This window comes from Pseudomonas sp. KSR10 (assembly GCF_022355455.1).
GTDB classification, from domain to species: domain Bacteria; phylum Pseudomonadota; class Gammaproteobacteria; order Pseudomonadales; family Pseudomonadaceae; genus Stutzerimonas; species Stutzerimonas stutzeri_E.
Genome location: NZ_JAKOEN010000023.1, coordinates 212,882 through 239,071 on the forward strand (window position 1 = coordinate 212,882; position 26,190 = coordinate 239,071).

At 61.0% G+C, this 26,190-nt stretch carries 19 protein-coding genes; 8 read left to right on the plus strand and 11 right to left on the minus strand.

Features of this window, described 5'->3' with window-relative positions:
* The 4 genes from ccoN (MCB86_RS20650) to ccoN (MCB86_RS20665) all read right to left on the minus strand — a co-directional run.
* Nucleotides 1-1,149: cytochrome-c oxidase, cbb3-type subunit I (gene ccoN, locus MCB86_RS20650; protein WP_239612031.1), on the minus strand; the 1,149-nt coding region annotated here is incomplete at its 3' end.
* A 355-nt stretch (nucleotides 1,150-1,504) separates the two neighbouring features.
* On the minus strand, nucleotides 1,505-2,440 hold the full coding sequence (ccoP, locus tag MCB86_RS20655) for a cytochrome-c oxidase, cbb3-type subunit III (RefSeq protein WP_239612032.1): 936 nt from the start codon (nucleotides 2,438-2,440) through the stop codon (nucleotides 1,505-1,507).
* A gap of 99 nt (nucleotides 2,441-2,539) precedes the next feature.
* Entirely contained in the window at nucleotides 2,540-3,151 is a 612-nt protein-coding gene (gene ccoO, locus MCB86_RS20660; RefSeq protein ID WP_045161479.1) for a cytochrome-c oxidase, cbb3-type subunit II, read from the minus strand.
* A gap of 10 nt (nucleotides 3,152-3,161) precedes the next feature.
* Nucleotides 3,162-4,586 (minus strand): cytochrome-c oxidase, cbb3-type subunit I, encoded by a 1,425-nt coding sequence (ccoN, locus tag MCB86_RS20665; protein WP_045161481.1) that lies wholly within the window; start codon nucleotides 4,584-4,586, stop codon nucleotides 3,162-3,164.
* 82 nt (nucleotides 4,587-4,668) lie between these two features.
* Here ccoN (MCB86_RS20665) and MCB86_RS20670 point away from each other — a divergent pair, with 82 nt between their 5' ends.
* The gene (locus MCB86_RS20670) at nucleotides 4,669-5,352 is read left to right on the plus strand and encodes an alpha/beta family hydrolase (RefSeq protein WP_045161482.1); all 684 of its coding nucleotides are present in this window, start codon (nucleotides 4,669-4,671) and stop codon (nucleotides 5,350-5,352) included.
* 78 nt (nucleotides 5,353-5,430) lie between these two features.
* On the opposite strand, the gene MCB86_RS20675 is transcribed toward MCB86_RS20670, so the two are convergent.
* Both MCB86_RS20675 and acnA read right to left on the minus strand, forming a co-directional pair.
* Nucleotides 5,431-6,999, minus strand: a complete 1,569-nt coding sequence (locus MCB86_RS20675) for a PAS domain-containing methyl-accepting chemotaxis protein (RefSeq protein ID WP_239612033.1) — start codon at nucleotides 6,997-6,999, stop codon at nucleotides 5,431-5,433.
* 190 nt (nucleotides 7,000-7,189) lie between these two features.
* A complete protein-coding gene (gene acnA / locus MCB86_RS20680) occupies nucleotides 7,190-9,865 on the minus strand; it encodes an aconitate hydratase AcnA (RefSeq protein WP_239612034.1) in 2,676 nt (891 codons plus the stop codon).
* Nucleotides 9,866-10,165: 300 nt separating this feature from the next.
* On the opposite strand from acnA, the gene rlmM reads away from it, so the two are divergent.
* Both rlmM and tusA read left to right on the plus strand, forming a co-directional pair.
* Complete coding sequence (gene rlmM / locus MCB86_RS20685) at nucleotides 10,166-11,215, plus strand: 23S rRNA (cytidine(2498)-2'-O)-methyltransferase RlmM (protein ID WP_239612035.1); 1,050 nt, start codon at nucleotides 10,166-10,168, stop codon at nucleotides 11,213-11,215.
* Between the two features lie 64 nt (nucleotides 11,216-11,279).
* The gene (tusA, locus tag MCB86_RS20690) at nucleotides 11,280-11,531 is read left to right on the plus strand and encodes a sulfurtransferase TusA (protein ID WP_045161485.1); all 252 of its coding nucleotides are present in this window, start codon (nucleotides 11,280-11,282) and stop codon (nucleotides 11,529-11,531) included.
* Nucleotides 11,532-11,573: 42 nt separating this feature from the next.
* Here tusA and MCB86_RS20695 read toward each other — a convergent pair whose 3' ends face one another.
* The 3 genes from MCB86_RS20695 to coxB are packed head-to-tail and all read right to left on the minus strand — an operon-like array spanning nucleotide 11,574 to nucleotide 15,354.
* The gene (locus tag MCB86_RS20695) at nucleotides 11,574-11,933 is read right to left on the minus strand and encodes a hypothetical protein (protein WP_045161486.1); all 360 of its coding nucleotides are present in this window, start codon (nucleotides 11,931-11,933) and stop codon (nucleotides 11,574-11,576) included.
* Nucleotides 11,933-14,464: a cytochrome c oxidase subunit I gene (gene ctaD, locus MCB86_RS20700; RefSeq protein WP_045161487.1), complete on the minus strand. Its 2,532-nt coding sequence runs from the start codon at nucleotides 14,462-14,464 to the stop codon at nucleotides 11,933-11,935. Before ctaD ends, MCB86_RS20695 begins: the two co-directional genes overlap by 1 nt.
* A complete protein-coding gene (coxB, locus tag MCB86_RS20705) occupies nucleotides 14,461-15,354 on the minus strand; it encodes a cytochrome c oxidase subunit II (protein WP_045161740.1) in 894 nt (297 codons plus the stop codon). Before coxB ends, ctaD begins: the two co-directional genes overlap by 4 nt.
* A gap of 147 nt (nucleotides 15,355-15,501) precedes the next feature.
* Here coxB and MCB86_RS20710 point away from each other — a divergent pair, with 147 nt between their 5' ends.
* Nucleotides 15,502-15,966, plus strand: coding sequence for a DUF2231 domain-containing protein (locus MCB86_RS20710; RefSeq protein ID WP_045161488.1), 465 nt, complete (start codon nucleotides 15,502-15,504; stop codon nucleotides 15,964-15,966).
* A gap of 68 nt (nucleotides 15,967-16,034) precedes the next feature.
* Here MCB86_RS20710 and MCB86_RS20715 read toward each other — a convergent pair whose 3' ends face one another.
* Both MCB86_RS20715 and MCB86_RS20720 read right to left on the minus strand, forming a co-directional pair.
* Nucleotides 16,035-16,448, minus strand: a complete 414-nt coding sequence (locus tag MCB86_RS20715; protein ID WP_045161489.1) for a CopD family protein — start codon at nucleotides 16,446-16,448, stop codon at nucleotides 16,035-16,037.
* 148 nt (nucleotides 16,449-16,596) lie between these two features.
* Complete coding sequence (locus MCB86_RS20720; RefSeq protein ID WP_239612036.1) at nucleotides 16,597-17,448, minus strand: ion transporter; 852 nt, start codon at nucleotides 17,446-17,448, stop codon at nucleotides 16,597-16,599.
* A gap of 233 nt (nucleotides 17,449-17,681) precedes the next feature.
* Here MCB86_RS20720 and moaA point away from each other — a divergent pair, with 233 nt between their 5' ends.
* The 4 genes from moaA (at nucleotide 17,682) to ligA (ending at nucleotide 26,081) form a co-directional block, all read left to right on the plus strand.
* Nucleotides 17,682-18,677, plus strand: a complete 996-nt coding sequence (gene moaA / locus MCB86_RS20725) for a GTP 3',8-cyclase MoaA (RefSeq protein WP_045161491.1) — start codon at nucleotides 17,682-17,684, stop codon at nucleotides 18,675-18,677.
* Between the two features lie 390 nt (nucleotides 18,678-19,067).
* A complete protein-coding gene (smc, locus tag MCB86_RS20730) occupies nucleotides 19,068-22,556 on the plus strand; it encodes a chromosome segregation protein SMC (protein WP_239612037.1) in 3,489 nt (1,162 codons plus the stop codon).
* 180 nt (nucleotides 22,557-22,736) lie between these two features.
* Nucleotides 22,737-23,552, plus strand: a complete 816-nt coding sequence (gene zipA, locus MCB86_RS20735) for a cell division protein ZipA (protein WP_045161493.1) — start codon at nucleotides 22,737-22,739, stop codon at nucleotides 23,550-23,552.
* 177 nt (nucleotides 23,553-23,729) lie between these two features.
* Nucleotides 23,730-26,081 carry an NAD-dependent DNA ligase LigA gene (ligA, locus tag MCB86_RS20740; protein ID WP_239612038.1) on the plus strand — a complete coding sequence of 784 codons (2,352 nt, stop codon included), beginning with the start codon at nucleotides 23,730-23,732 and terminating at the stop codon, nucleotides 26,079-26,081.
* The last annotated feature ends 109 nt before the right edge of the window (nucleotides 26,082-26,190 follow it).

A 26,190-nucleotide genomic window follows, 5' to 3' on the forward strand; every position in this document is an offset into this window, starting at 1 on the left:
GTTGATCAGACCGATGCTGTACATCTGTTCACGGGCGAAGACTTTCGGAATCAAGTGATAGATGGCGCCGATGGAAATCATCGCCACCCAGCCGAGGGCGCCGGCGTGTACGTGGCCGATGGTCCAGTCGGTGTAGTGGGACAGTGCGTTGACGGTCTTGATGGCCATCATCGGGCCTTCGAAGGTCGACATGCCGTAGAACGCCAGGGAGACCACCAGGAAGCGCAGGATCGGATCGGTGCGCAGCTTATGCCAGGCGCCGGACAGGGTCATCATGCCGTTGATCATGCCGCCCCAGCTCGGTGCCAGCAGGATGATCGACATCACCATGCCCAGGCTTTGCGCCCATTCAGGCAGTGCGGTGTAGTGCAGGTGGTGCGGACCGGCCCAGATGTACAGGGTGATCAGCGCCCAGAAGTGAACGATCGACAGGCGATAGGAATAGACCGGACGGCCAGCCTGCTTGGGTACGAAGTAGTACATCATGCCCAGGAAGCCGGTGGTCAGGAAGAAGCCCACGGCGTTGTGGCCGTACCACCACTGCACCATCGCATCGGTCGCGCCCGAGTAGATCGAGTAGGACTTGAACCAGGTAACAGGTACTTCCAGGTTATTGACGATATGCAGCATCGCCGTCACCAGGATGAAAGCGCCATAGAACCAGTTGCCTACGTAGATGTGGGCAGCCTTGCGCTTCATGATGGTGCCGAAGAAAACTACCGCATAGCTAATCCAGACGATAGCCAGCAGGATGTCGATAGGCCATTCCAGCTCAGCGTATTCCTTGGAGCTGGTGAAGCCCTGCGGCAGTGTGATCACGGCCAGAACGATGACCGCTTGCCAGCCCCAGAACGTGAAGGATGCGAGTCCGTCGGAGAACAGGCGGGTCTGGGAGGTCCGCTGAACCACATAGAAGGACGTGGCCATCAATGCACAACCGCCAAACGCGAAAATCACTGCGTTGGTGTGCAGCGGGCGCAAACGACCGAAGCTGGTCCAGGGCAGGTCGAAGTTGAGTTCAGGCCACACCAGCTGTGCGGCGATAAACACACCTAGGCCCATTCCGATAATTCCCCACACCACCGTCATGATGGCGAATTGGCGAACCACCTTATAGTTATATGCAGTCTCACTTATTGCTGTGCTCATGCAAGGCTTCCACGCTAAAGGCATATCAAGGGGCAAAAACGGCGGCAAGTATGGAGAAAGGAGGGGGGCAATGCAATCGACGCCCAGGCCATCTCGTGCCGTTCGGACCCTGATCCCAAGCGTTTTCCATGCTCTTTGCAGGGTCGTTTATCACATCATGCCGATGTGCTGAATCGAGGGTTTCGCCTTGTAGTTCTGCGGGGGTTCGGCGAGTGGCAAGACTATAGAAGCAGTCAGGCTGATGGGCAAAGATGGCAGAGGCTGGACGGTCTGCGACAGAGCGTCGCACTGCCACCTTTTGGGGCGGGAATTGATACAGAACAGGGCGGTACGACCTACCGCCCTGTAAGAGGTTTTACTGCTTCGCCAGGCGTTCTGGGTGTTGCGAAAGGCTGTACACGTAGGCGGCCAGCAAGTGCACTTTGTCGTTCCCCAGATACTGTTCCTGCGCCGGCATCTGACCGTTGCGTCCGTGACGAATGGTCTGTTGCAGCTGCGGCAGGCTCGAACCATAGATCCAGCCGGCGGGGTTGGCCAGGCTCGGCGCGCCCAATGCGGCTGTGCCTTGACCGTTAGCGCCATGACAGACCGAACAGGTCTGCGCATACACCTGGGCACCTGCTGCCATATCTGCATCACTGCCTTCCGGCAGGGGCAGACCGGCCAGATCAGCGCGCACATAGGCTGCGACATTCTTCACGCCGTCTTCACCGATGACCTGTCCCCATGCCGGCATCGCCGCAACGCGACCGTGGAGGATTGTCGCCTTGATGGTTTCCGCGTCGCCACCCCAGCGCCATTCACTGTCCGCCAGGTTGGGGAAGCCGTTCGCGCCTTTGGCATCGGAGCCGTGACAAACCGAGCAATAGTTGGCGAACAGACGACCGCCGATCTTCAAGGCCCTTTCGTCTTGGGCGACCTGCGCGACTTCCATAGCGGAGTACTTGGCGAAGATCGGGCCGAATTTCGCATCAGCCTGGTCGACTTCGTGCTGCCACTGCTTGGTTTGGGTCCAACCGCCCTCGTAGCCTGGGAGTACGCCTTTCCAATTGCCCAGGCCGGGATAAAGCACCAGATAGAGAATGCCGAACACCAGCGTGCCGATGAACAGCATGAACCACCACTTGGGTAGCGGGTTGTCATATTCTTCGATGCCATCGAAGGAATGACCCATGGTCTTGTCGGTCGTGCCGGCGGACTCGCCCTTGCGGGTGGCGAAGATCAGCCAGAACAGAGCGACAATGGTGCCCAGCGTCAGCAGGGCGATGTATCCACTCCAGAAAGCGTTCATTTGTTACTCCTGGACAGCCCGAACGCTCGAACTGCCCGCGATGTTAGGTCCCTGACGGCTGCCCCTGCAGCGCGTCGTTCTCGATAGCCTGGTGTTGTGTCAGCGCTTGTTCTGCAGCGCGGTGCCGAGCACTTGCAGATAAGCCACCAGCGCGTCCATCTCGGTTTTGCCCTTGACGGCAGCTTCGGCGGAGGCGATGTCCTCGTCGCTGTAGGGCACACCAACGGCGCGCAGCGCTTTCATTTTCTTGGCGGTGTCCTGGCCATCGAGCGTGTCCTCCACCAACCATGGGTAGGAGGGCATCTTCGACTCGGGCACGACGTTGCGCGGGTTGTAGAGATGCGCGCGGTGCCAGTCGTCGGAATAGCGGCCGCCGACGCGGGCCAGGTCCGGGCCGGTACGCTTGGAGCCCCACAGGAAGGGATGGTCATAGACGCTCTCGCCGGCCACCGAATAGTGACCGTAGCGCTCGGTCTCGGCGCGGAATGGGCGGATCATCTGCGAGTGGCAGCCAACGCAGCCTTCGCGGATATACAGGTCACGACCTTCCAGCTGCAGCGCGGTGTAGGGCTTCATGCCTTCCACCGGCTCGTTGACCACGTCCTGGAAGAACAGCGGCACGATCTGGGTCAGGCCGCCGATACTTACCGCCAGCGCCATGAATAGGGTCAGCAGACCGACATTCTTTTCGAGTATTTCGTGCTTCTTCATTCTCTGCTCCTCAGGCGATCTGCGCGGCGGCTGCGTATTCGGCTGGCTTGGAGGCACTTACAGTGCGCCAGGTGTTGTAGGCCATCAGCAGCATGCCGGCGAAGAAGATCGCACCGCCGATCATGCGCACCACGAAACCGGGGTGACTGGCTTCCAGTGCTTCGACGAAGGAGTAGGTCAGGGTGCCGTCTTCGTTGATCGCGCGCCACATCAGGCCCTGGGCAATGCCGTTGACCCACATCGAAGCGATGTAGAGCACGGTGCCGATGGTGGCCAGCCAGAAATGTGCGTTGATCAGGCCGATGCTATGCATTTGCGGCCGGCCGAAGACTTTCGGGATCAGGTGATACAGCGCGCCGATGGATACCATGGCAACCCAGCCGAGGGCGCCAGCGTGTACGTGGCCGATGGTCCAGTCGGTGTAGTGGGACAGCGCGTTGACGGTCTTGATGGCCATCATCGGACCTTCGAAGGTCGACATGCCGTAGAACGCCAGGGAAACCACCAGGAAGCGCAGGATCGGGTCGCTGCGCAACTTATGCCAGGCGCCCGAGAGAGTCATCATGCCGTTGATCATGCCGCCCCAGCTCGGTGCCAGCAGAATCAGCGACATCACCATGCCCAGGCTCTGCGCCCAGTCCGGCAGCGCGGTGTAATGCAGGTGGTGCGGGCCGGCCCAGATATAGACGGTGATCAGCGCCCAGAAGTGGACGATCGACAGTCGATATGAATACACCGGACGTTCGGCCTGCTTGGGTACGAAGTAATACATGATGCCGAGGAAGCCGGCAGTCAGGAAAAAGCCCACCGCATTATGGCCGTACCACCACTGCACCATGGCGTCGGTGGCACCGGAGTACAGCGAGTACGACTTCATCGCGGTGACCGGCACTTCCAGGTTGTTGACCACGTGGAGCAGCGCGACGGTCAGGATGAAGCCGCCAAAGAACCAGTTACCTACATAGATGTGCTTGACCTTACGGGTGGCCAGGGTGCCGAAGAACACCACCGCGTAGGACACCCAGACGATAGTAATCAGGATATCGATAGGCCATTCCAGCTCGGCGTACTCCTTGGAACTGGTGTATCCCAGCGGCAGGCTGATTGCGGCCAGCAGAATGACCAATTGCCAGCCCCAGAAGGTGAAGGCCGCCAGCTTGGGTGCGAATAGCGTGGTCTGGCAGGTGCGCTGGACGGAGTAGTAGGAGGTCGCGAACAATGCGCAGCCACCAAAAGCGAAAATCACCGCATTGGTGTGCAAGGGTCGCAAGCGACCGAAGCTGGTCCAGGGCAAGTCGAAGTTGAGAAACGGCCAGGCCAATTGCGATGCGATGAGAACGCCGAGCCCCATCCCGACGATTCCCCACACCACCGTCATGATGGCGAATTGGCGGACCACCTTATAGTTGTAGGCGGTACTGGTTGCTGTGTTCATGTATGGGCTTCCATCCACGGTAGTGAGCATGTTTTTGTTGCGCTGAGCGGGACATTTCTTTCGATCGAAAGCGAGGGCAAGGATGGGCAAAGGGCAAATGGCCGGTATTGACGCCGATCAATACTCACAGGGCGGTGAAATTCCGTTCGTCCGGGTCGATCAGCCGCAGGGGGGAGCTCGCAGCAGCCTGATCCTGGCGCATGGCGCGGGCGCGCCGATGGACAGTCCCTTCATGCAGCAAATCACCGAGCGGCTTGTAGCCCGGGGCATTGCCGTGTTCCGCTTCGAGTTCGCCTACATGGCCGAACGGCGGGCGACCGGGCGCAAGCGCCCACCCAATCCGCAAGCGCAGCTGTTGCAGCAGTGGCGGGGGGTATACCAATCGGTGCGACAGCAAACCGCAGGCCGCCTAGCGATCGGTGGCAAGTCGATGGGGGGACGGATGGCGAGCCTGCTGGCCGACGAACTGAAGGTCGAGGCACTCGTGTGTCTGGGGTATCCCTTCTACGCTGCGGGCAAGCGGGAAAAGCCCCGTGTGGCGCATCTAGCCGAACTGCGCACGCCCACCCTGATCATCCAGGGTGAACGCGACGCGCTGGGTGATCGGAATACCGTCTCTGGCTATTCGCTGTCACCCGCGATTCGTTTCCATTGGCTGACGGCAGCCGATCATGATCTCAAGCCGCTCAAGAAGTCAGGGCTGACCCAGGAACAGCACCTGGACAGTGCCGCGGACGTCGTCGCGGCGTTCTTGCTCCGCCGCTGATGGCATCAGTGGAAAGTAGAACGCCCGTCGCAGTCCTGCGAGCGGGCGTGTCGTGTGGCGACAGGGCCAGGCTCGCATTCAGCGGTTGAAACGCTCCACCAGCGAGTACTGCGAATGCGCCGTGGCGGCCAAGCCCTCGGAAAGTAGCGCCGAGCTCTGTGCATCTCCCGATGTCTGATCGGCGAGGCGAGCAATGTTGCTGACGTTGTGGCTGATCTCCTCGGCAACCGAACTCTGCTGCTCGGTTGCCGAAGCAATTTGCGACGTCATGTCGATGATGCGTTCTACTGCCGTAGTGATGCCCGAGAGCGCCTTGTCCGAATCGATCATCCGTTCTACGCCACGGTTCGCCTGTGCACGGCCTTGCTCCGTCGTCTCGACGGCCTGGCGCGCCTGTAGCTGAAGCTTTTCGATCAATTGATGGATCTGACCCGTGGCGGCGGAGGTGCGCTGGGCCAACTGGCGGACCTCGTCGGCGACCACTGCGAAACCACGGCCGCTTTCCCCGGCACGGGCCGCTTCGATGGCCGCGTTTAGCGCGAGCAGGTTGGTCTGGTCGGCGATGCTTTTGATCACGTCGACCACGGTACCGATCTCATCGCTGTTCTGTGCCAGCTCCGCCACCGCATCGCCGGTTTCCTTCACGGCATGAGCCAGCAGCTCGATAGCCTTGCGGGTTTGGCCACTGATTTCCTGCCCTTGGGCAGCAAGCCGGTTGGCTTGCTCGGTGGCCTCTGCCGCCAGGGCCACGTTGCCCGCGACTTCCTGGGTCGTCGCGGCCATCTGGTTAATGGCCGTGGCGACCTGTTCGGTTTCGTGATGTTGACGAGCCAGACCATCCGAGCAGCTGTGTGCCAACTCATCGGCCTGTTTGGCCTGCTGCTGTAGTTGTACAGCGCTGTCCTGCAGGCGAGTCAGGCAAGTTTTCAGGCGCGCATGTTCGCTGAGCATCGCCATTTCCAGGCGGGCTTCAACGCCATGGCTGTCGGTGTACATCTGTGCGATCAGAGGATCGCTGGTGGATTGCTCGGCCAGGCGCACCAGACGGTTCACCCCGCGCATCTGCCAGTGACGCCCAGCGAGGCCCAGTGGCACGGAAAGCAGCGCGGCCAGCGCAAAGCCCCAAGCATGATCGAACCATGTGCCGATCATGAACCCGATCTGGCTGATGACGATGAAGGGTAGCCAGTTGATCGCAACCGGCATCCACTTGTCGCGCTGCGGTACACCGCTCTTGCCGGCGTTGAGGCGCGCATAGAGTGCTTCGGCGCGCTGCACCTGTTCGCGTGTGGGCTTGGTGCGGACCGACTCATAGCCGATGACGGTGCGCTGCATGTCCAGCACCGGCGTTACGTAGGCATTGACCCAGTAGTGGTCGCCGTTCTTGCGTCGATTCTTGACGATGCCCATCCAGGGTCTGCCGTCCTTGAGCGTGGCCCACATGTGCGCGAACACGGCGGATGGCACATCGGGATGACGGATCAGGTTGTGTGGAGAGCCGATAAGCTCGCTGTGCTCGAAGCCGCTGACTTCGGCAAAGATGTCATTGCAATAGCTGATTTTGCCTTTCAAATCGGTTGTGGAAATCAGCCGTTGCTGGTCGGGGAACGCATATTCGCGCTGGGTGATGGGCTGGTTGTTTCGCATTGGGTACGCCTGGCAGTTCGGGGAGGGGCTGGTGCGTGTCTTTCTTGTAACGTGGTCGGCTGACCAACTTTTTTTTTAACGGCCGGCCACTGGATAAATTGAGCGCGGTTCGACAGATGGCCCGCTCAGAGCGAAACGCCCGCGGCAGCTGGGCTGCGAGCGGGCGTTTTGGTGTGACAGGTGACGGGTTTTAGGCTGCGATCAGCTGTCTCAACACATAGTGCAGGATTCCGCCTGCCTTGAAGTACTGCACCTCGTTGAGCGTGTCGATGCGGCAGAGCACCTGGAAGTTATCCCGCGAACCGTCTGCGCGCTGTATATCCACGGTCAGCAGCTGGCGGGGTTTTATATCGGCGCCCAGGCCACGAATAGAGAGCTGCTCATTGCCAGTCAGGCCCAACGACTGCCGGGTCTGATCGCCGACGAACTGTAGCGCCAGCACGCCCATACCGATCAGGTTGGATCGGTGGATGCGCTCAAAGCTTTCCGCAATCACCGCCTTGACGCCGAGCAGGTTGGTGCCCTTGGCGGCCCAATCCCGACTGGAGCCGGTGCCGTATTCCTTCCCGGCAACCACCACCAGCGGCACGCCTTCAGTTTGATAGCGCATCGCCGCATCGTAGATCGACATCCGCTCGCCGCTGGGTTGATGAAGCGTATTGCCGCCTTCTTCGCCGCCCAGCATCTCGTTCTTGATGCGGATGTTGGCGAATGTGCCTCGCATCATCACTTCATGATTGCCCCGACGCGAGCCGTAGGAATTGAAGTCTTCCGGTTTCACCCCCAGTTGCTGCAGATACAGTCCGGCTGGTGAGCTGGCCTTGATGTTGCCGGCTGGCGAGATGTGGTCGGTGGTGATGGAGTCGCCAAACAGCGCCAGGATGCGCGCATTTTCAACATCTTTTGGCGGTGCCGGCGGCTGGCCGATGTCTTCGAAGAACGGCGGGTTCTGCACGTAGCTCGAATTATTGTTCCATTTGTAAGTGTCGCCTGCGGTCACGGCAATAGATTGCCAATGCTCATCGCCACTGAACACGTCCGCGTAACGTGTACGGAACATCTGGCCATCGATCTTGCTGACGGCTTCGTTCACTTCGGCGCTGGTGGGCCAGATGTCCTTGAGATAGACCGGACGATTCTGTTCGTCGTAACCCAGCGGGTCCTTGTCCATATTGATTCGCGTGGTGCCGGCCAGCGCGAACGCCACGACCAAGGGTGGCGAAGCCAGCCAGTTGGCCTTGACCATCGGATGCACGCGCCCTTCGAAGTTGCGGTTGCCAGACAGTACCGAGGAGACGATCAGGTCGTTCTCGGTGATCGCCTGGCCGATCGCGTCGGGTAGCGGACCGGAATTACCGATGCAGGTGGTGCAGCCATAACCGACCAGGTTGAAGCCGAGTTGGTCCAGATAGGTCGTCAGGCCGGCGCGCTCCAGATAATCAGTGACCACCTTGGAGCCTGGCGCGAGCGAGGATTTAACCCAGGGCGCGCGTTTCAGGCCGCGCTCGAGTGCCTTCTTGGCCACCAAGCCGGCGGCCATCAAGACGTTCGGGTTGGAGGTGTTGGTGCAGGAGGTAATCGCGGCAATCACCACCGCGCCGTGTTTGAGATCGAAGCTTTCGCCGACGACAGGCACCGCCGTGTCTGCATGCTGAATCTTGCCGCTGGTTTCCAACAGAAGATCGAAGCTGGCACCGATGTCACCCAGCGAGACCCGATCCTGAGGACGCTTTGGCCCCGCGAGGGAGGGCTGGACCTGACCGAGATCGAGCTCCAGCGTAGCGGTGAACACCGGGTCCGGTGAGTTGCTGTCGCGCCACATGCCCTGCGCCTTGCTGTACGCCTCGACCAGAGCGATGCGGTCCGGATCTCGGCCTGTCAGGCGCAAGTAATCGATGGTGATCTGGTCCACCGGGAAGAAGCCGCAGGTGGCGCCGTATTCGGGCGCCATGTTGCCGATTGTAGCGCGATCGGCGAGCGGAAGATGATCCAGGCCCGGGCCGAAGAACTCGACGAACTTCCCCACCACGCCGTGCTTGCGCAGCATCTGCGTGACGGTGAGCACCAAGTCGGTAGCCGTGACGCCTTCGTTGAGCTTGCCAGTCAGGCGCATGCCGATGACTTCGGGGATCAGCATCGACACGGGTTGGCCGAGCATCGCCGCTTCCGCTTCGATACCGCCCACGCCCCAGCCCAGTACGCCGAGGCCGTTGATCATGGTGGTGTGCGAATCGGTGCCGACCAGGGTGTCCGGATAGGCGATGGTTTCTCCATCCTCTTCTTTCGTCCAGACCACCTGACCCAGGTATTCGAGATTGACCTGATGGCAAATGCCGGTTCCCGGCGGTACCACGCGGAAGTTGTCGAAGGCCTGCTGGCCCCAGCGCAGAAACTCGTAGCGCTCTCCGTTGCGTTGCATTTCGATCTCGACGTTCTGCGCGAACGAGCTGTTGCTGCCGAAGCGGTCGACCATCACCGAGTGATCGATGACCAGGTCCACGGGTGACAGTGGGTTGATGCGCTGAGGGTCAGCACCGGCACGTGACACCGCATCGCGCATGGCCGTCAGGTCCACCACTGCGGGAACACCGGTGAAATCCTGCATCAGCACCCGCGCGGGGCGATACTGGATTTCGCGTTCCGATGTGTGAGTCTTCAACCACACCGCCAATGAAGTGAAATCGTCGGTGCGTACCGTGACGTTATCTTCCCAGCGCAACAGGTTTTCCAGCAGCACCTTGAGCGAGGTCGGTAGGCGGCTGATGTCGCCGAGCTGCTTCGCCGCTTCGGGGAGGCTGAAGTAGTGATAGGTTTTGCCGTTTACATCGAGGCTTCGTCGGCAATTCAGGCTGTCCAGGGATGGCATTCGTCTCTCCTTGTGCCCGCACGGTCGGGCTGGCTGAGTAGGGAGCGGTCTGTTGAAGCTAGCCCTTGGCGAATCATTTCGCCACGAACGGGCCGCCGATCCAGTTGGCAATGGAATCCGGGCCAAGGCATCGAGTGATGTACAGCAGGCAATGCCGTATGCGGCCGCAATTATTCCGAGGTGACTGTTCACTGGACCGGGGCAGTAAGCCCCGGGTTCCCCAGTCGGCTATCATGCGCGGCTTTGGTCGCAGAGCGCTTCGACGCTATTGCACCTTCGCGCGACAACAGGGTTCGTACCATGAATACATTGCTGCTGCATTGCCGCCCAGGCTTCGAAAACGAAGTCTGCGCCGAGATCAGCGACCAGGCCGCCCGACTGAGCGTGGCCGGCTACGCCAAGGCGAAACCGAACAGTGCCTGCGCCGAGTTTATTTGCAGCGAGCCGGAACAAGCGCAGCGCATGATGCGCGGCGTGCGCTTCGCCCGCTTGATCTTCGTTCGGCAATGGGCGCGTGGCGAGCATCTGGCATTGCCAGAGACCGACCGTATCGGCGTATTGCTCGAACACCTCAAGACCTACCCAGTATGCGGCAGCGTCTGGCTCGAGGTGCTGGATACCAACGACGGCAAGGAACTGTCGAACTTCTGCCGTAAGTTCGAGGCCCCGTTACGCAAGGCGCTGACCAAAGCCGGGCGGCTGGTCGAAGATGACCCGGGGCCGCGCCTGCTGCTGACTTTCAAAAGTGGTCGCGAGGTATTTCTTGGCATTGCCGAGGCAGAGAACAGCGCCATGTGGCCAATGGGCATTCCCCGTCTGAAGTTCCCTCGGCAGGCGCCGAGCCGCTCGACACTGAAACTGGAAGAGGCCTGGCACCACTTCATTCCCCGTGACCAGTGGGATACGCGATTGGCGCCTGGGATGACCGCGGTGGACCTGGGTGCCTCGCCAGGCGGCTGGACTTGGCAGTTGGTCAACCGGGACATGGAAGTGATGGCGGTGGATAACGGTCCGATGAACGAGGAATTGCTCGAATCCGGTCTGGTCGGCCATTACCGAGCCGACGGGTTCGCTTTCCGTCCGAAGCGGCCGGTGGACTGGATGGTCTGCGATATCGTCGAGAAGCCGGCTAAGAATGCCGCCCTGCTGGAAACCTGGATCGGTGAAGGTTTGTGTCGAGAGGCGGTGGTCAACCTCAAGTTGCCGATGAAACAACGTTACGCGGAGGTGAAGCGTCTGCTGGAACGCATCGCCGATGGGCTTGCCGAACGGGGGGTGAAAGCGAGCATTGGCTGCAAGCAGCTTTACCATGACCGCGAGGAAGTGACCTGCCATTTGCGTCGCCTGTGACGCGGCAGCGGGTGACCGCATGATCTGTCTGGGCGACAATGCCGTTCTGTTTTAGGAGCCTGTGATGTCTCAATCTGCTGAACTGTCTGCCGACGCGGTGCTCGATGCCAGCGGCCTGAACTGTCCCGAGCCAGTGATGATGCTGCACAACAAGGTGCGCGGACTCGGCGGCGGCGAACTGCTCAAGGTGATCGCAACCGATCCGTCCACCCAGCGTGATATCCCCAAGTTCTGCGTGTTTCTCGGGCACGAGCTGGTGGAGCAACAGATCGAAGAGGGCACCTATCTCTACTGGATCCGCAAGAAGACCGACTGAGCGTGCTGCTCGGTCTGAAACCATCGCCGGGTTGTCGTTCGGTCAGACGCAGGGCGGCAAGAAAGCCAGCTGAAGCCCGACGAATACCGTCGCCAACGCGGCGATGAAATGAATTCCCGATGCGACCTTGGTGACGAATACCTGCCGCTCATTGAGCTCATGCGGCTTGCGCGACAGCTTCCAGGACCGACGGCCCAACCAAAGCAGCAGCGCGACCACCATCAGCGTGAACACGCCGAAACTGGCGTTCAGCCAATTGAAGATGTCCTGACCCGGGTCCGGCGGCGCGATCGAGCAGACCACGGCCTGCGAGCCGTACATGGTGGCGAACCAGAAGCTCCAGATGGTCAGCCCGAATGGGATCTGCATCGGATGGAAAATCGAGGTGCGGCGGTATTTCATCAGGCACCTCCCACGGCCGACGGGAACAGAGCGATCGCCGCATAAGCACTCCAGACCACCCCCAGGTTGTAGTACCAGAGTTGCTCGACCACCACCGGTTCGTAGGGCGCCTTCTCACCGACATAACCGTAATGTACCCGTAGCATCTGTAGCAGCGTGCAGATCGCCGCGAGCCCACAATGGATCAGGCTGTAGGCGAGGATCACGAAGATCACCGCATCGTGGGCGGTTTCGGTGATTCGCAGATTGGCGCCCAGCAATACCCACAGCAGCATGCCGAACTGGACCACGCCGATCGCGGCAACCATGCCCAGATTGCTCTGCAACCGGGTGTTGTCGCCCCGACGAAGCCGCGCCGGTATACGGCGCATCCATAGCGTCCCGATCGTCAGCACAATGGCACTGGCCAACATCAGCCAGGTGTTGAGGTCGGATCGCTGCGGAACCTGCCATTCCGGCGAAACGGTCCACAGGTAGAACCAGCCGAACAGCAGCGACAGATACAGGGTGGCGTTGGCCAGCAAGGTGACGCCCATGCCCCACAATCCCGGACCGTCGAAGGTGCGCGAGTGCAGCGGGGGTTCGCCCGGCTGGGTGTGTGCGTCCGGAGCGGCCGCCGGGTGCGCGCCGTTTTCCCATGACCAGCGCAAAAGCACGACCAGCGTTACGAGGGTGGCAATGAGCGCGACCCAGTAGAACTTGTTCAACAGGCTCAGGCATAGCACGGCGAGAAATACCGAGGCCACGAACGGCCACCAGCTGTTGCCCGGCAAATGAATGATTTCCCGCGCCTCGCCAGTCAACGGATCCGAACCCCAGGTTTCCCGTCGACCGTGATCGATCGTGGTCAACGCGTGTTCGCCACGCGCAATGCTCTTCGGCAGTCCCGGGTCTTTCCACAGAGGATGCCGGTCGGTGATATCCGGTAGGCTGACGAAGTTGTACGGGCTCGGTGGCAGGGCCGTGGCCCATTCCAGCGTGTCGGCGTTCCAGGGATTCTCTTTTGCCGGCTGACCGAAGCGGAAATGCAACACGATGTCGAGCAGGATGGTGCCGATGCCGATCGCCATGACGAAGCTGCCAATCGACGAGACCAGGTTGGGTATGTCCCAGCCCAGGCCCGTGTCGTAGGTATAGACCCGACGCGGCATGCCCAGCAGGCCTGTCCAGTGCATGATCAGGAAGGTGGTGTTGAAGCCGATGAACACCAGCCAGAAGCCCCAGCGGCCCAGGCGCACCGAGGGCATGCGCCCTGAAAAGTGCGGCAACCAATAATAGAGGCCGGCCATCAGTGGGAAGAACATGCCGCCGACCAGCACGTAATGCATGTGTGCCACTACGAAATGGGTGTCATGCACCTGCCAATCGAAGGGCACTAGGGCCACCATGACACCGGTCAGGCCACCGCAGACAAAGACGATCAGAAAGCCGACCAGCCAGAGCATAGGCACGTGATAGACCGGTTTGCCCAGCCAGAGCGTGGCGACCCAGGCGAAGATCTGCACCCCGGTGGGGATTGCCACCAGCATGCTCGCCGCGGAAAAGAAGCCCAGCGCCAGCGCCGGAATGCCCACCGTGAACATATGGTGTACCCAGAGCCCGAAGCTGAGAAAACCGGTGGTCAGCACGCCGAGCACCACCCAGCGATAACCGACCAAGGGCCGTTGGCAAAACACCGGCAACAGCGTCGAGACGATGCCCGCTCCGGGTAGGAAGATGATGTACACCTCGGGATGGCCGAACAGCCAGAACAGATGCTGCCAGAGCACTGGATCGCCGCCCTTGGCGGTGTCGAAGAAGGGCAGGCCGGCGGCGCGCTCCAACTCCAGCAGAATGCTGCCCAGGATCAGCGGTGGGAAGCCGAACACGATCATCAGCGCCATGACCAGGATGTACCAGGCATAAAGCGGCATCTTATGCAGCGCCATGCCATTGGTGCGGGTGCGCAGGATCGAGACCACCAGCTCGACGCCGGCGCTGACCGCGGAGATCTCGACGAAGGTGATGCCCAGCAACCAGAAGTCCGAATTCACCCCCGGCATGTGCGAAGAGCTGGAAAGTGGTGTGTACATGAACCAGCCGGCTTTCGGCGCGACCCCGAGAAACACGCTGGACAGCAGAATGATGCCGCCGAACAGGTAGCAGAAGTAGCCGAGCGAGGAGAGCCGCGGGAAGATCAGGTCGCGCGCGCCGATCATTTTCGGGATGAGATAGACCGCCAGGCCTTCCATCATCGGCACGGCGAACAGGAACATCATCACCGAGCCGTGCATGGTGAAGACCTGGTTGTAGACGTCGGGCTCCATCAGCACATAGCCGGGCATGGCCAGCTGGGTGCGGATCAACATCGCCATCAGCCCGCCGATCAGGAAGAACACACCGCCGGTGATCAGAAAGCGCAGGCCGATGCTGGTGTGATTGACGATGGTCAGTGCGCGCCAGCCGCGTGGGTTGCCCCAGACGTCGTTGAACTGGTCGTGGAGCTGATCGGGATCGGTAGACGGGGCGCTGCCCCTGAACGAAGCATTCATGGCGCGAGCGTCTCCAGCCAAACAGCGATCTGGTCGAGGGTTTCCGGCGGAACGTCGTCGTGCGCCGGCATGCCATTGCCGAATTTGAGTTCCTTGTGCTCACGCAGCCAACGACGCAGACCTTCGCGGTTGTTTTCGATCACCCCGGCACCCAGGCTGGGGCGGGTGGCGAGGTCGGTGAGGTCTGGCGCACGATTGCCATCGGTAATGCCTGCAACACGATGACACTGGCCGCAGCGATCGTTGAACACCTGACCGGCCGCACCCGGTGCGCGCTGCTCGAATGTCAGGTTTTTCCTGGCGGCGATCCAGGTCTCGAAGTCAGCCGCTGGCTGGGCCTCGACATGGAGTTTCATACGTGTGTGCTGGAGACCGCAGAACTCCGAACACTGGCCGTGGAAGATTCCGGCGTGCCCGGCCTCGATGCGAATCACATTGGTGCGTCCCGGAAGCATATCCATCTTGCCGCCAAGTCTGGGGATCCAGAATGAGTGGATGACGTCGGCGCTGGTGACCTGAACGTCGATCAGCCGGCCAGCCGGAATGATCAGCTGGTTCGCTGTGGTTACGCCGCTGTCGGGGTAATGGACCTCCCACCACCATTGATGGCCGGTGACTCGCACCTTCAGCGGTTGCTCGCCTTCCACCGGGAGGGGCAGCATGCTGCGGCCAGTCGGGATGCCAACTATCAGCAGTACGATAATGCTCAGGCTAGGCAGGACGATGCCGCCACCAATGACCCAACGGCGGTTGAGTCGTATCGCCTGTTCCTCGCTGGTCTGGCGTGGCTCGCGGGCCAGCGCATAGATCCAGATCGCAGTGACCGCCACCAGCACCAGGCTGGCGAAGCCGAACATGCCCCACCAGACGTTGGCCACCTGCCGGGCCATGGGGCTGGCCGGATCGAGGGTGGAAAGTGGGCCACCGCAGCCGGTCAACGAAGGAACTGCCAGCGCCAGCGTGGTCCATTTCAAGAGACGGCCGGCACGTTCGAGCGGTTGCGTGGCCCGTCCCCCTTTCTGACGTTGGAGTGCCGGATGGCCAAATCCCAATATTCGATTCATAGCCGCGCCGCTATTGCCGGGCATCCTCTGCACCCGATGTTGATTCATTTCCCGGTTGCGGCTTTGACTGGCCTGCTGCCGGTCGATCTCGCCCATCTCTGGACGTTGGACGATTTTTGGTGGCGTGCCGGGCTCTGGCTGGCTGGCGTGGGTGCACTGGGAGGCTGGGTCGCGAGCATTTTCGGGCTGATCGATCTGCTCACGGTGCGTGAGATTCGACTGAAGATAACCGCCTGGTGCCATGCGATCCTGGCCGTGATGATGCTCTCGCTGGCCTCGCTCAACTGGCTGTTGCGTTTTCAGAACAAGGGAGGCGGCATGGAGCTTTGGGCTTTGTATCTGTCGGCCGTCACCGCGGCGCTGATCGCCCTGGCTGCCTATCTCGGCGGACGGTTGGTGTACGAGCACGCCGTCGGGGTCGACGTGGAAAAGGTCTGATCCGGGCGATACATTCAGCTTGGGTCGTTCGGTCATGAGCATCATTCGGTTCTGTCGAACGGTTTGGGCTAGAACGGCTTGGCCAGTACCAGCCAGAGTGTCGCGGTTATAAAGGCCGCTATGGCCGCGCCAAGAAACAGGCAACGGAGGTTCACGCTCTGTTCCGGCTCCCGCTCGATGTGCAGCACCATGACCCCGCATAGGGCATGACACAGCACCATGCCAGCGACAGTGCTGAGCTTGACGATCAACCAGCCGGCCAGAATCCCATCACGCAAAAACAGCGCCGTGCCTGAGCCGATCGTGATAAGCGCGGCGGGTGTGCCGATGAGCGTGAAGACCATGCGTGTCAGATGCGCGTGGTCCCGATAGAAGAGGGCGCTGGTTTGCCGGGTGCCAGCGGCGACGAGCGCAGGCAGGTACAGCAGCGTGCCGCACCAACACAGCAGGCTCGCGAAGTGCAGCAGTTTGAGCAGGGGCATTCGCGTCTCCATCCGGCCCGCGGCAAGTCAGAGGTTGTGACAACCCTCCGCCGAGGCGGTTCGGATGGCGCGCGCTGATGATGGCTGCCCAGTTGTGGCGGTAAGAGCGCGAGGCCTCCTGGGCAATTGAGCGAAGGACGAGCCGGTGTCAGCTGTCGGCGCCGTGTTCTGCCCGCTTGAAGAGTTGGCTCCCGCAGCGGCTGCAGAAGGCCGCATTGGGTTCATGGCTGAGTTTTTCGCAGGTCGGGCAGCGGTGCTGCAGGCTGTCGGTCCGCATGGCGGTAGCCAGTTCGGCCGTGAAAATGCCGGTCGGTACCGCGATGATCGAATAGCCGGTGATCATTACCAGGGTGGCGAGAGCCTTGCCCAACGGTGTGTGCGGGACGATATCGCCGAAGCCCACCGTGGTGATGGTCACCACGGCCCAGTAGATGCTCATGGGGATGCTGGTGAAGCCGTTTTCAGGGCCCTCGATGACGTACATGAGCGTGCCGTAGATCAGCACCATAGTGGTCACGCTGAGCAGGAAAACAATGATCTTCTGCTTGCTTCCACGAAGGGCAACCAGTAGGAAGTTGGCTTGGCTAAGATACTGAGTCAGCTTCAGTACCCGGAACACTCGCAGCATCCGAATAGCGCGCACCACCAGCAGATATTCGGCGTCTGGATAAAACAGCGCAATAAAGGCAGGCACCACCGACAGGAGGTCGATCGCGCCGTAGAAACTGAATACGTATCTGCGTGGCTCCGGATGGCAGTAAATGCGGACCAGATACTCGATTAGAAAGATTCCGGTGAACAACCATTCCAGTCCGTCCAGCAGAACACCATACCGATCGCTGTAAACAGCCACGCTGTCGAGCATGACAACCAAGAGACTGGCCAGGATAACGAACAGAAGCCAGGTATCGAAGCGTCTGCCCGCCGATGTATTGGTGAAGAAGATGATGACGTAGAGGCGCTCGCGCCAGCCCATCGATCGGAGGGCGTCGTTGTCCATTTGCGGAAGCTCCCGGAAATCGGTGAATTCGAAAATTATCCCAGTGTTCGAACCGTAGCCGCAAAGCATCGTTGCGGCCCGGATGGCAAAAATATCGGACGGAGTCGTTCTGCCTTGGTTGGGTGGGCTGTTTAAGTGGCGTCACTTCGTGGTGACCATTCAGCTCTGCACCTTTGCCTCGCGCCACGTTCCGGCATAGTCTTAGGCATGCGTATCAGGCCTCGGAGAGCGACATGCCAGATTCCCAGTTGGTCGATCCGTTCGGCCGACGCATCACCTACCTTAGGCTGTCGGTTACCGACCGCTGCGATTTTCGCTGCACCTATTGCATGAGCGAGGACATGGTCTTCGCTCCGCGTGCGCAGATCCTCTCGCTGGAAGAGCTCTACGCCGTGGCCGACGCCTTCATCAGGCTAGGCGTCAAGCGCATTCGTGTGACCGGTGGCGAACCGTTGGTACGCAAAGGCTTGCCGACTTTGTTGAGTCGTCTGGGCGCGCGTGAGGAACTGGAAGATCTGGCGATCACCACCAATGGCTCACAATTGCCGACTCTCGCACCGGTGCTGCGCGATGCGGGCGTCAAGCGTCTTAACATCAGTCTCGATTCCCTCAAGCGAGAACGTTTCGCCGAGCTTACCCGCCGTGACAAGCTCGACCAGGTCATCGAGGGCATCGATGCGGCGCGTAACGCCGGGTTCCGCCGAATCAAGCTCAACAGTGTGATTCAGAAAGGCCGCAATGACGACGAAGTGCTCGACCTAGTGAATTTCGCCGTGGACCGCGGGCTCGATATCAGCTTCATCGAAGAAATGCCCCTGGGCAACATCTCCAGCCACGAGCGGGAAATCACCTTCTGTTCCAGCGAGGAGGTGCGTGAACGAATCGAGGTGGGGCACCAACTGATACGCAGTAGCCACACCACGGGCGGCCCATCGCGCTATTGGCAAGTTGCCGGCAGCGATACCCAGGTCGGCTTCATCTCACCGCACAGCAATAACTTCTGCGGCAGTTGCAACCGTGTGCGCGTCACCGCTGAAGGTAAGCTGGTGCTCTGCCTGGGGCACGAGGGCGCGCTCGATCTCAAGACCCTGATGCGGCGCTATCCGGGCGACAGCGAGCGGCTGCGCCAGGCGCTGATCGACGCACTGCAACTGAAGCCGGAGAAGCACGAGTTTCGTACCGACGAGCAGGTCCAGGTGGTGCGCTTCATGAGCATGACGGGCGGTTAAAGCGAACATGCGATGCTCCACTGCCATAGTTGAGTAGGGTGGGCTGGGCGGCATCCCGCTTCATTCCAGATTCCAGCCCGCACCGGAACGGAGCTGGCATCCTTCACACTTGATCGGTTTCGCTCCTGCACGATTTTGGTTGTCGCCGCGTAAACATTGCCGCCACTGGTGGGTTGGGCGGCCCCAGTAGGATGACCTGGTAGCGCTCCGCTTCAGCCCACCCGCATGCACATCCCAGTCACCGAAAGTGCGCATCCATCCCCGCGATGGCCGTTAGGCAGCATGATAAACTCCGGCGTTTCGTGACAGCACCCACTCGATGCCAGGAATCCCGATGTTCGCGGCGACTCTGCTTGTTCATCCTCACGCTGATGCCATGGATAGGCCCACATGCGATTGAAAAGCATCAAGCTTGCCGGCTTCAAATCCTTCGTCGATCCCACCACGGTGAGTTTTCCGAGCAACATGGCGGCGGTCGTCGGGCCGAATGGCTGCGGCAAGTCCAACATCATCGATGCGGTGCGCTGGGTGATGGGCGAGAGCTCGGCGAAGAATCTGCGCGGCGAGTCGATGACCGACGTCATCTTCAATGGCTCCAATACGCGCAAACCGGTGACCCAAGCCAGCATCGAACTGATCTTCGACAATTCCGACGGCACCCTGACGGGCGAATACGCGGCGTTTGCCGAGATATCCATCCGCCGGCGAGTCACGCGCGACGCGCAAAACACCTATTTTCTTAACGGCGTGAAATGCCGCCGCCGCGATATCACGGATATCTTCCTTGGCACCGGTCTGGGCCCGCGCAGCTATTCGATCATTGAACAGGGCATGATTTCCAAACTGATCGAGGCCAAGCCGGAGGATTTGCGCAATTTCATCGAAGAGGCGGCGGGTATCTCCAAGTACAAGGAGCGTCGTCGAGAAACCGAGAACCGGATTCGCCGCACCCACGAGAACCTGGCGCGTCTGACAGATCTGCGCGAAGAGCTCGAACGCCAGCTCGAGCGCCTGCACCGCCAGGCCCAGTCGGCGGAGAAGTATCAGGAATACAAGGCCGAGGAGCGCCAGCTCAAGGCGCAACTGTCAGCCTTGCGCTGGCAAGCGCTGAATGACCAAGTCGGCCAGCGCGAGCAGGTCATCGGCGACCAGGAGGTCGGTTTCGAGGCGTTGGTCGCCGAGCAGCGCAACGCGGATGCCAGTATCGAGCGGCTGCGCGACGGCCATCATGAGCTGTCCGAGAGGTTCAATCTTGTCCAGGGACGCTTCTACTCGGTCGGCGGGGATATCGCACGGGTCGAGCAGAGCATCCAGCACGGTCAGCAGCGTTTGCGCCAGCTGCAGGACGACCTACGCGAAGCGGAACAGGCACGCCTGGAGACCGAGTCGCACCTGGGCCACGACCGTACCTTGCTCGCCACCCTCGGCGAGGAGCTGGCAATGCTCGAGCCCGAGCAGGACATCGCGGGCGCGGCGGCCGAGGAAACGGCTGCGCAGCTCGAAGAAGCCGAAACAGCCATGCAGACCTGGCAGGAGCAATGGGAACGCTTCAACCAGCAGAGCGCCGAGCCACATCGCGCAGCCGAGGTGCAGCAGTCACGTATACAGCAGCTGGAACAGAGCCTGGAGCGTCTAGCCGAACGCCAGCGCCGACTGGAAGATGAGCGTGCGTCGCTCGCCGTCGACCCGGAAGACGCAGCCGTCGCTGAGATGGGTGAATTGCTGGCGGTCGGCGAGTTGAATCTCGAAGAGCTGTCGGCTGCACAGGAACAGGCTGAGCAGCGCCTCGAGCAACTGCACGAGCGATTGCAGCAGGCTGTTCGGGCCGAGCAGCAAGCGCAAGGTGAGCTTCAGCGACTGAACGGCCGCATCGCATCGCTGGAAGCCTTGCAGCAGGCTGCGATGGATCCGGGCAAGGGCGTTTCGGAGTGGCTACAGGAACGAGGTCTCGATCAACGGCCGCGTCTCGCCGAAGGACTGCGCGTCGAGCCGGGCTGGGAGCTGGCGGTCGAAACCGTACTGGGCGCTGATCTGCAGGCGGTGTTGCTGGATTCGTTCGACGAGCTTGATATGAGTGGCTTCGAACTGGGTGATCTACGTCTGGCCAGTCCTTCTCCAGCGGGCGGGGCGGTCAGCGGCAGCCTGCTGGACAAGGTGACGTCAGCCGTCGACCTTTCTCCCTGGCTGGGGCGGGTACGGCCAGTCGAGGATCTCGACCAGGCCCTCGCGCAGCGTGGTTCGCTGGCCGCTGACGCGAGCCTGATCAGCCGCGACGGCTATTGGGTAGGCCGGCACTTTCTGAGGGTCCGGCGGGCCGGGGAGGCCGAGTCCGGATTGCTCGCCCGCGGGCAGGAGCTGGAACGGCTGCAGGCCGAACGGGACGAACGCGAGGCCAGCCTGGAGCTGTTAGGCGAGCAGCTCGGCCAGCTTCGCGAGGCGCAACGAGAAGAAGAAGATCGGCGCGAGCAGCAACGTCGCCGTCACCAGGATTTGTCTCGTCAACAAGGCGAGCTGAATGCGCGCCTTTCCGCCAGCCAGGCCAGGCTGGAGCAGTTGAGCTTGCGCCGTCGTCGTCTGGAGGAAGAGCTGGCCGAACTGTCCGAACAGCGGGCGCTGGAAACCGAACAACTGGGCGAGGCGCGACTGCATCTGCAGGATGCGCTCGACGCCATGGCGCTTGATACCGAACAGCGCGAGACATTATTGGCGAGCCGCGACGGCATCCGTGAGCAGCTTGATCGCATTCGACAGGAAGCACGTCAGCACAAGGATCATGCACACCAGTTGGCCGTACGAGTCGGCTCGCTGAAAGCACAGTTCGATTCGACTCGCCAGGCACTGGAGCGCCTCGAGCAGCAGTTCGAGCGTGCCGTGGAGCGGCGCGAGCAGCTCAATTTGAATCTGGAAGAGGGTGAGGCGCCACTCGAAGAGTTGCGCATGAAGCTCGAAGAGCTGCTGGAGCGGCGCATGGGCGTCGAGGACGAGCTCAAGCTGGCTCGCCTGGCGCTCGAAGATGCCGATCGTGATCTGCGCGACGCCGAAAAACGCCGGACTCAAGCCGAGCAACAGGCGCAGCTGTTACGCGGCCAGCTCGAACAGCAGCGGATGGAGTGGCAAGCGCTCAGCGTCGGACGCAAGGCGCTGCAGGACCAGTTGCATGAAGACGGCTTCGATTTGCACGGTGTGCTCGCCACACTACCTGCCGGAGCTGGCGAGCCGGAGTGGGAGGCCGAGCTGGAGCGCCTAGGCGGGCGCATTCAGCGTCTGGGCCCGATTAACCTTGCGGCGATCGATGAGTATCAGCAGCAGTCGGAACGCAAACGCTACCTCGATGCACAGAACGACGACCTCGCCGAGGCGCTGGATACGCTGGAAAACGTCATCCGCAAGATCGACAAGGAAACTCGCAACCGTTTCAAGGAAACGTTCGACCTGATCAATGGTGGCCTGCAGGCGCTTTTTCCCAAGGTTTTCGGCGGTGGCAACGCTTATCTGGAACTTACCGGAGAAGATTTACTCGATACCGGGGTGGCGATCATGGCGCGTCCGCCGGGCAAGAAAAACAGCACCATCCACCTGCTATCGGGTGGGGAGAAGGCTCTGACCGCTCTGGCGCTGGTGTTTGCGATCTTTCAGCTCAATCCGGCGCCGTTCTGCATGCTCGATGAGGTGGACGCTCCCCTGGACGACGCCAACGTTGGACGCTACGCGCGTCTGGTCAAGGAAATGTCTGAGAAGGTGCAGTTCATCTACATCACGCATAACAAGATCGCGATGGAAATGGCCGACCAGCTAATGGGGGTGACCATGCACGAGCCGGGTTGTTCGAGGCTGGTAGCGGTCGACGTGGAGCAGGCAGTGGCGCTCGCGGAGGCTTGAGCCGCGCCTGTTTCGAGCAAGGTCGAGTTAAACGGGGATCAATAAAAGAGCCGCGTCGGGCGGTGCAAATCTACCGTTCGTCGTGCTAGTTTAGAGCGCAATTTTTACGATGCGCGGATGAGCCTGTTCAGCGGCTTTGAATCTGCGTCTTTATCATCGATTTCAGGGGTTTAAGCATTAATGGATATCGGTCTGCGCGAATGGCTGATCGTCATCGGCATCATTGTCATCGCCGGCATTCTTTTCGATGGCTGGCGACGGATGCGCGGTAGCAAGGGCAAGTTGAAATTCAAGCTGGACCGCAATATTGCGAGCAATCTGCCAGACGATGACGAGTCCAACGAGCTGCTGGGGCCGCCGCGAGTCGTGAGCCGCAACAACGAGCCAGCCTTGGACGAAACCGATCTTCCATCGATGAGCGCGCGCGAGACGAGCAAGCGCCGCAACAGCGATCCCCAGCAGGGCGACCTGCATTTCTCCGATGATGAACCGGTTCCAACCCTGCTGGATCCGGTAGCGGGTGACGATGAAAGGGCAAGCGAATCTGATCAGGATCTGCCCCCGGTTGAGGAAGTACTGGTCATCAACGTGATTTCCCGAGATCCGCACGGTTTCCGTGGGCCCGCGTTGCTGCAGAATATTCTGGAGAGCGGTCTGCGGTTCGGTGAAATGGACATCTTCCATCGCCATGAAAGCATGGCGGGTAATGGCGAGGTTCTGTTTTCCATGGCCAACGCAGTCAAGCCCGGGACCTTCGATCTGGACGACATCGATCACTTCACGACGCCGGCCGTCAGCTTCTTCCTCGGTTTGCCTGGCCCGCGCCATCCCAAGCAAGCCTTCGATGTGATGGTCGCCGCTGCACGCAAGCTGTCGCAGGAACTGAACGGCGAATTGAAAGACGACCAGCGCAGCGTACTGACCGCACAGACCATCGAGCACTACCGCCAGCGCATCGTCGATTACGAACGCCGGCAAATGACCACCAAACGTTGATCAAAAAAACCGCTCCCTGGAGCGGTTTTTTGTGGCCTGCCGATCCCTCTCGAAGCCGCCTGAAAGCCAGTCCACACCTGCCGGCGGCCACAGGATCGGCTAGAATCCCGCGTCTGATATCAACCAAGGCGCGCTGATACTGTCTGATCAGCATTGCCACAGCTACGGCTCCGTCATATGCCTTCCGCCCAAACCGCCGCAGAGCGCATCGCCGAACTGCGCAGCGAAATCGACGCCCACAACTACCGCTACTACGTACTCGACGAGCCCAGCGTCCCTGACGCGGAATACGACCGCTTATTCAAGGAGCTCAGGGCGCTTGAGGGCGAGCATCCGGAGTTGGTCACCCCGGACTCGCCAACCCAGCGGGTCGGTGGCGCCGCGTTGGCGGCCTTCGGCCAGGTCCGTCATGAAATACCAATGCTGAGCCTGGGCAATGCCTTCGAAGAGCAGGATCTGATCGACTTCGACCGACGCGCGCGCGAGGGGCTGGATTTGCCGGCGGATCTTCTGGGTGACGGCGCCGCGCTGGAATACAGCTGCGAGCCAAAGCTCGACGGTCTGGCCGTGAGCTTGCTCTATGAAGACGGCAAACTGGTTCGTGGTGCCACTCGCGGCGACGGCAGTACGGGCGAAGACATCAGTGCCAATGTGCGCACCATTCGCAATATTCCGTTGAAGCTACACGGTAGCGGCTGGCCCGCCGTGCTGGAGGTGCGCGGTGAAATCTACATGCCCAAGGCCGGATTCGAGGCGCTCAACGCGCGTCAGCTGGAAGCGGGTGGCAAGCCCTTCGCCAATCCACGCAACGCCGCCGCTGGCAGCCTGCGCCAGCTTGACTCGAAGATTACCGCCAACCGGCCGCTGGAGCTGTGCGCCTATGGCGTGGGCCGCAGCGATGGCGAGCTGCCGGACACCCACATCGGCATTCTTCAGGCCTTGAAAGCTTGGGGCTTGCCGATTAGCCGTGAGCTCAAGCTGGCCAAGGGGGTGCAAGAATGTCGCGACTACTACCACGCCATCGGCGAGAAGCGCGATGCGTTGCCGTATGAAATTGACGGCGTGGTGTTCAAGGTCAACTCAACTGCTCAGCAGCGCGAGCTGGGCTTCCGTGCTCGCGAACCGCGCTGGGCCATCGCGCATAAGTTCCCCGCCCGTGAGGAAGTCACCGAGCTGCTTGATGTGGAATTCCAGGTTGGTCGCACCGGCGCCATCACGCCCGTCGCGCGGCTGAAGCCCGTACAGGTCGCCGGCGTGACGGTTTCCAACGCCACGCTACACAACATGGACGAGGTCGCTCGCCTGGGTGTGATGATTGGCGACACGGTCATCGTGCGTCGCGCTGGCGACGTTATTCCGCAAATCCTCGGGGTGATTCCGGAGCGCCGTCCCGCCGGTGCGCGTGAAGTTCAGGTGCCTGAACAGTGCCCGGTCTGCGGCTCGGCCGTGGAGCGCACCCAGCTGATCAAACGCAGCAAGGGTCGCGAGTCGATCAGCGAGGGCTCGATCTACCGCTGCGTGGGACGTCTGGCCTGCCAAGCGCAGCTCAAGCAGGCGATCATCCATTTCGTTTCCCGCAGGGCCATGGACATCGACGGCCTGGGAGACAAGATCGTCGAGCAGCTGGTGGATACCGGACTGGTCGGCTCGCCAGCCGATCTGTACTGCCTGACCTTCGAGCAGGTGTTGGCGCTGGAAGGTTTCGCCGAGGTGTCGAGCCGCAACCTGCTCAAAGCCATCGATGCGAGTCGTACGCCGTCCCTGGCACGCTTCATCTTTGCCCTGGGAATTCCGGATGTCGGCGAGGGCACTGCCAAGCTGCTGGCGCGTGCTCTTGGATCGCTCGATCGCATCAGTCGAGCGATGCCGGACGTGCTGGTCTATCTGCCGGATATCGGTCTGGAAGTTGCGCACGAGATCCACAGCTTCTTCGAGGACGAACATAACCAGCTCGTCATCGCGCAGCTGCGCGAGCGCGGGGTGCAGTTGCAGGAGGAGGGCGAGGTGCACCCTGAGTTTGCGGCCTGCGCAACGCTTTCCGGCCTGCTCGATCGGCTCAACATTCCGTTCATCGCCAGTACCGGTGCCCAACGTCTGGCTGATCGCTTCGGCAGCCTCGAAGGCATCATCGGTGCCGACTGGCTGGATTTGCGTCAGGTCGAGCGCCTCAATGAAAAGGCCGCCCGTGCGCTACGCGACTATTTTGACGATCCGGCCAACGCCGAGCGCGCCCGCACTATCGAAGCCCAACTACGTGAGTTCGGGATGCATTGGCAAAGCGAACGGAAGGCCGCGCAAGGACTCCCTTTGGCGGGCCAAACCTGGGTGCTCACCGGCACCCTGGAAAGCATGAGCCGCGACGAGGCCAAGGCCAGGTTGGAAGCGTTGGGAGCGAAGGTCGCTGGTTCCGTTTCGGCCAAAACTGCCTGTGTTGTAGCGGGCCCGGGCGCGGGATCCAAGCTGGCCAAGGCGACCGAACTGGGGGTAAAAGTCATGGATGAACAAGCGCTTGTGCGTATGCTCGCCTGAACGACATCCAGGTGCTGGAGTCGTCTCGGTAAATCTGCCTACGAGGAACTTCAAGTTCTGAGCGTTGCGGCAGGTCACCGAGCAGGGTTTGCACCAGGCTAAAGGGAAT

Excerpts from the sequence above, each read along its gene's own strand:
- acnA (WP_239612034.1), bottom strand. The coding sequence starts at position 9,865 with ATGCCATCCCTGGACAGCCTGAATTGCCGACGAAGCCTCGATGTAAAC.
- MCB86_RS20695 (WP_045161486.1), bottom strand. The coding sequence starts at position 11,933 with ATGAAATACCGCCGCACCTCGATTTTCCATCCGATGCAGATCCCATTC.
- MCB86_RS20720 (WP_239612036.1), bottom strand. The coding sequence starts at position 17,448 with ATGGACAACGACGCCCTCCGATCGATGGGCTGGCGCGAGCGCCTCTAC.
- MCB86_RS20710 (WP_045161488.1), top strand. The coding sequence starts at position 15,502 with ATGGCCAAATCCCAATATTCGATTCATAGCCGCGCCGCTATTGCCGGG.
- ccoO (WP_045161479.1), bottom strand. The coding sequence starts at position 3,151 with ATGAAGAAGCACGAAATACTCGAAAAGAATGTCGGTCTGCTGACCCTA.
- moaA (WP_045161491.1), top strand. The coding sequence starts at position 17,682 with ATGCCAGATTCCCAGTTGGTCGATCCGTTCGGCCGACGCATCACCTAC.
- ctaD (WP_045161487.1), bottom strand. The coding sequence starts at position 14,464 with ATGAATGCTTCGTTCAGGGGCAGCGCCCCGTCTACCGATCCCGATCAG.
- rlmM (WP_239612035.1), top strand. The coding sequence starts at position 10,166 with ATGAATACATTGCTGCTGCATTGCCGCCCAGGCTTCGAAAACGAAGTC.
- MCB86_RS20675 (WP_239612033.1), bottom strand. The coding sequence starts at position 6,999 with ATGCGAAACAACCAGCCCATCACCCAGCGCGAATATGCGTTCCCCGAC.
- zipA (WP_045161493.1), top strand. The coding sequence starts at position 22,737 with ATGGATATCGGTCTGCGCGAATGGCTGATCGTCATCGGCATCATTGTC.
- ccoN (WP_045161481.1), bottom strand. The coding sequence starts at position 4,586 with ATGAACACAGCAACCAGTACCGCCTACAACTATAAGGTGGTCCGCCAA.
- ccoP (WP_239612032.1), bottom strand. The coding sequence starts at position 2,440 with ATGAACGCTTTCTGGAGTGGATACATCGCCCTGCTGACGCTGGGCACC.
- ligA (WP_239612038.1), top strand. The coding sequence starts at position 23,730 with ATGCCTTCCGCCCAAACCGCCGCAGAGCGCATCGCCGAACTGCGCAGC.
- tusA (WP_045161485.1), top strand. The coding sequence starts at position 11,280 with ATGTCTCAATCTGCTGAACTGTCTGCCGACGCGGTGCTCGATGCCAGC.
- coxB (WP_045161740.1), bottom strand. The coding sequence starts at position 15,354 with ATGGCCCGGCAGGTGGCCAACGTCTGGTGGGGCATGTTCGGCTTCGCC.
- MCB86_RS20670 (WP_045161482.1), top strand. The coding sequence starts at position 4,669 with ATGGGCAAAGGGCAAATGGCCGGTATTGACGCCGATCAATACTCACAG.
- MCB86_RS20715 (WP_045161489.1), bottom strand. The coding sequence starts at position 16,448 with ATGCCCCTGCTCAAACTGCTGCACTTCGCGAGCCTGCTGTGTTGGTGC.
- smc (WP_239612037.1), top strand. The coding sequence starts at position 19,068 with ATGCGATTGAAAAGCATCAAGCTTGCCGGCTTCAAATCCTTCGTCGAT.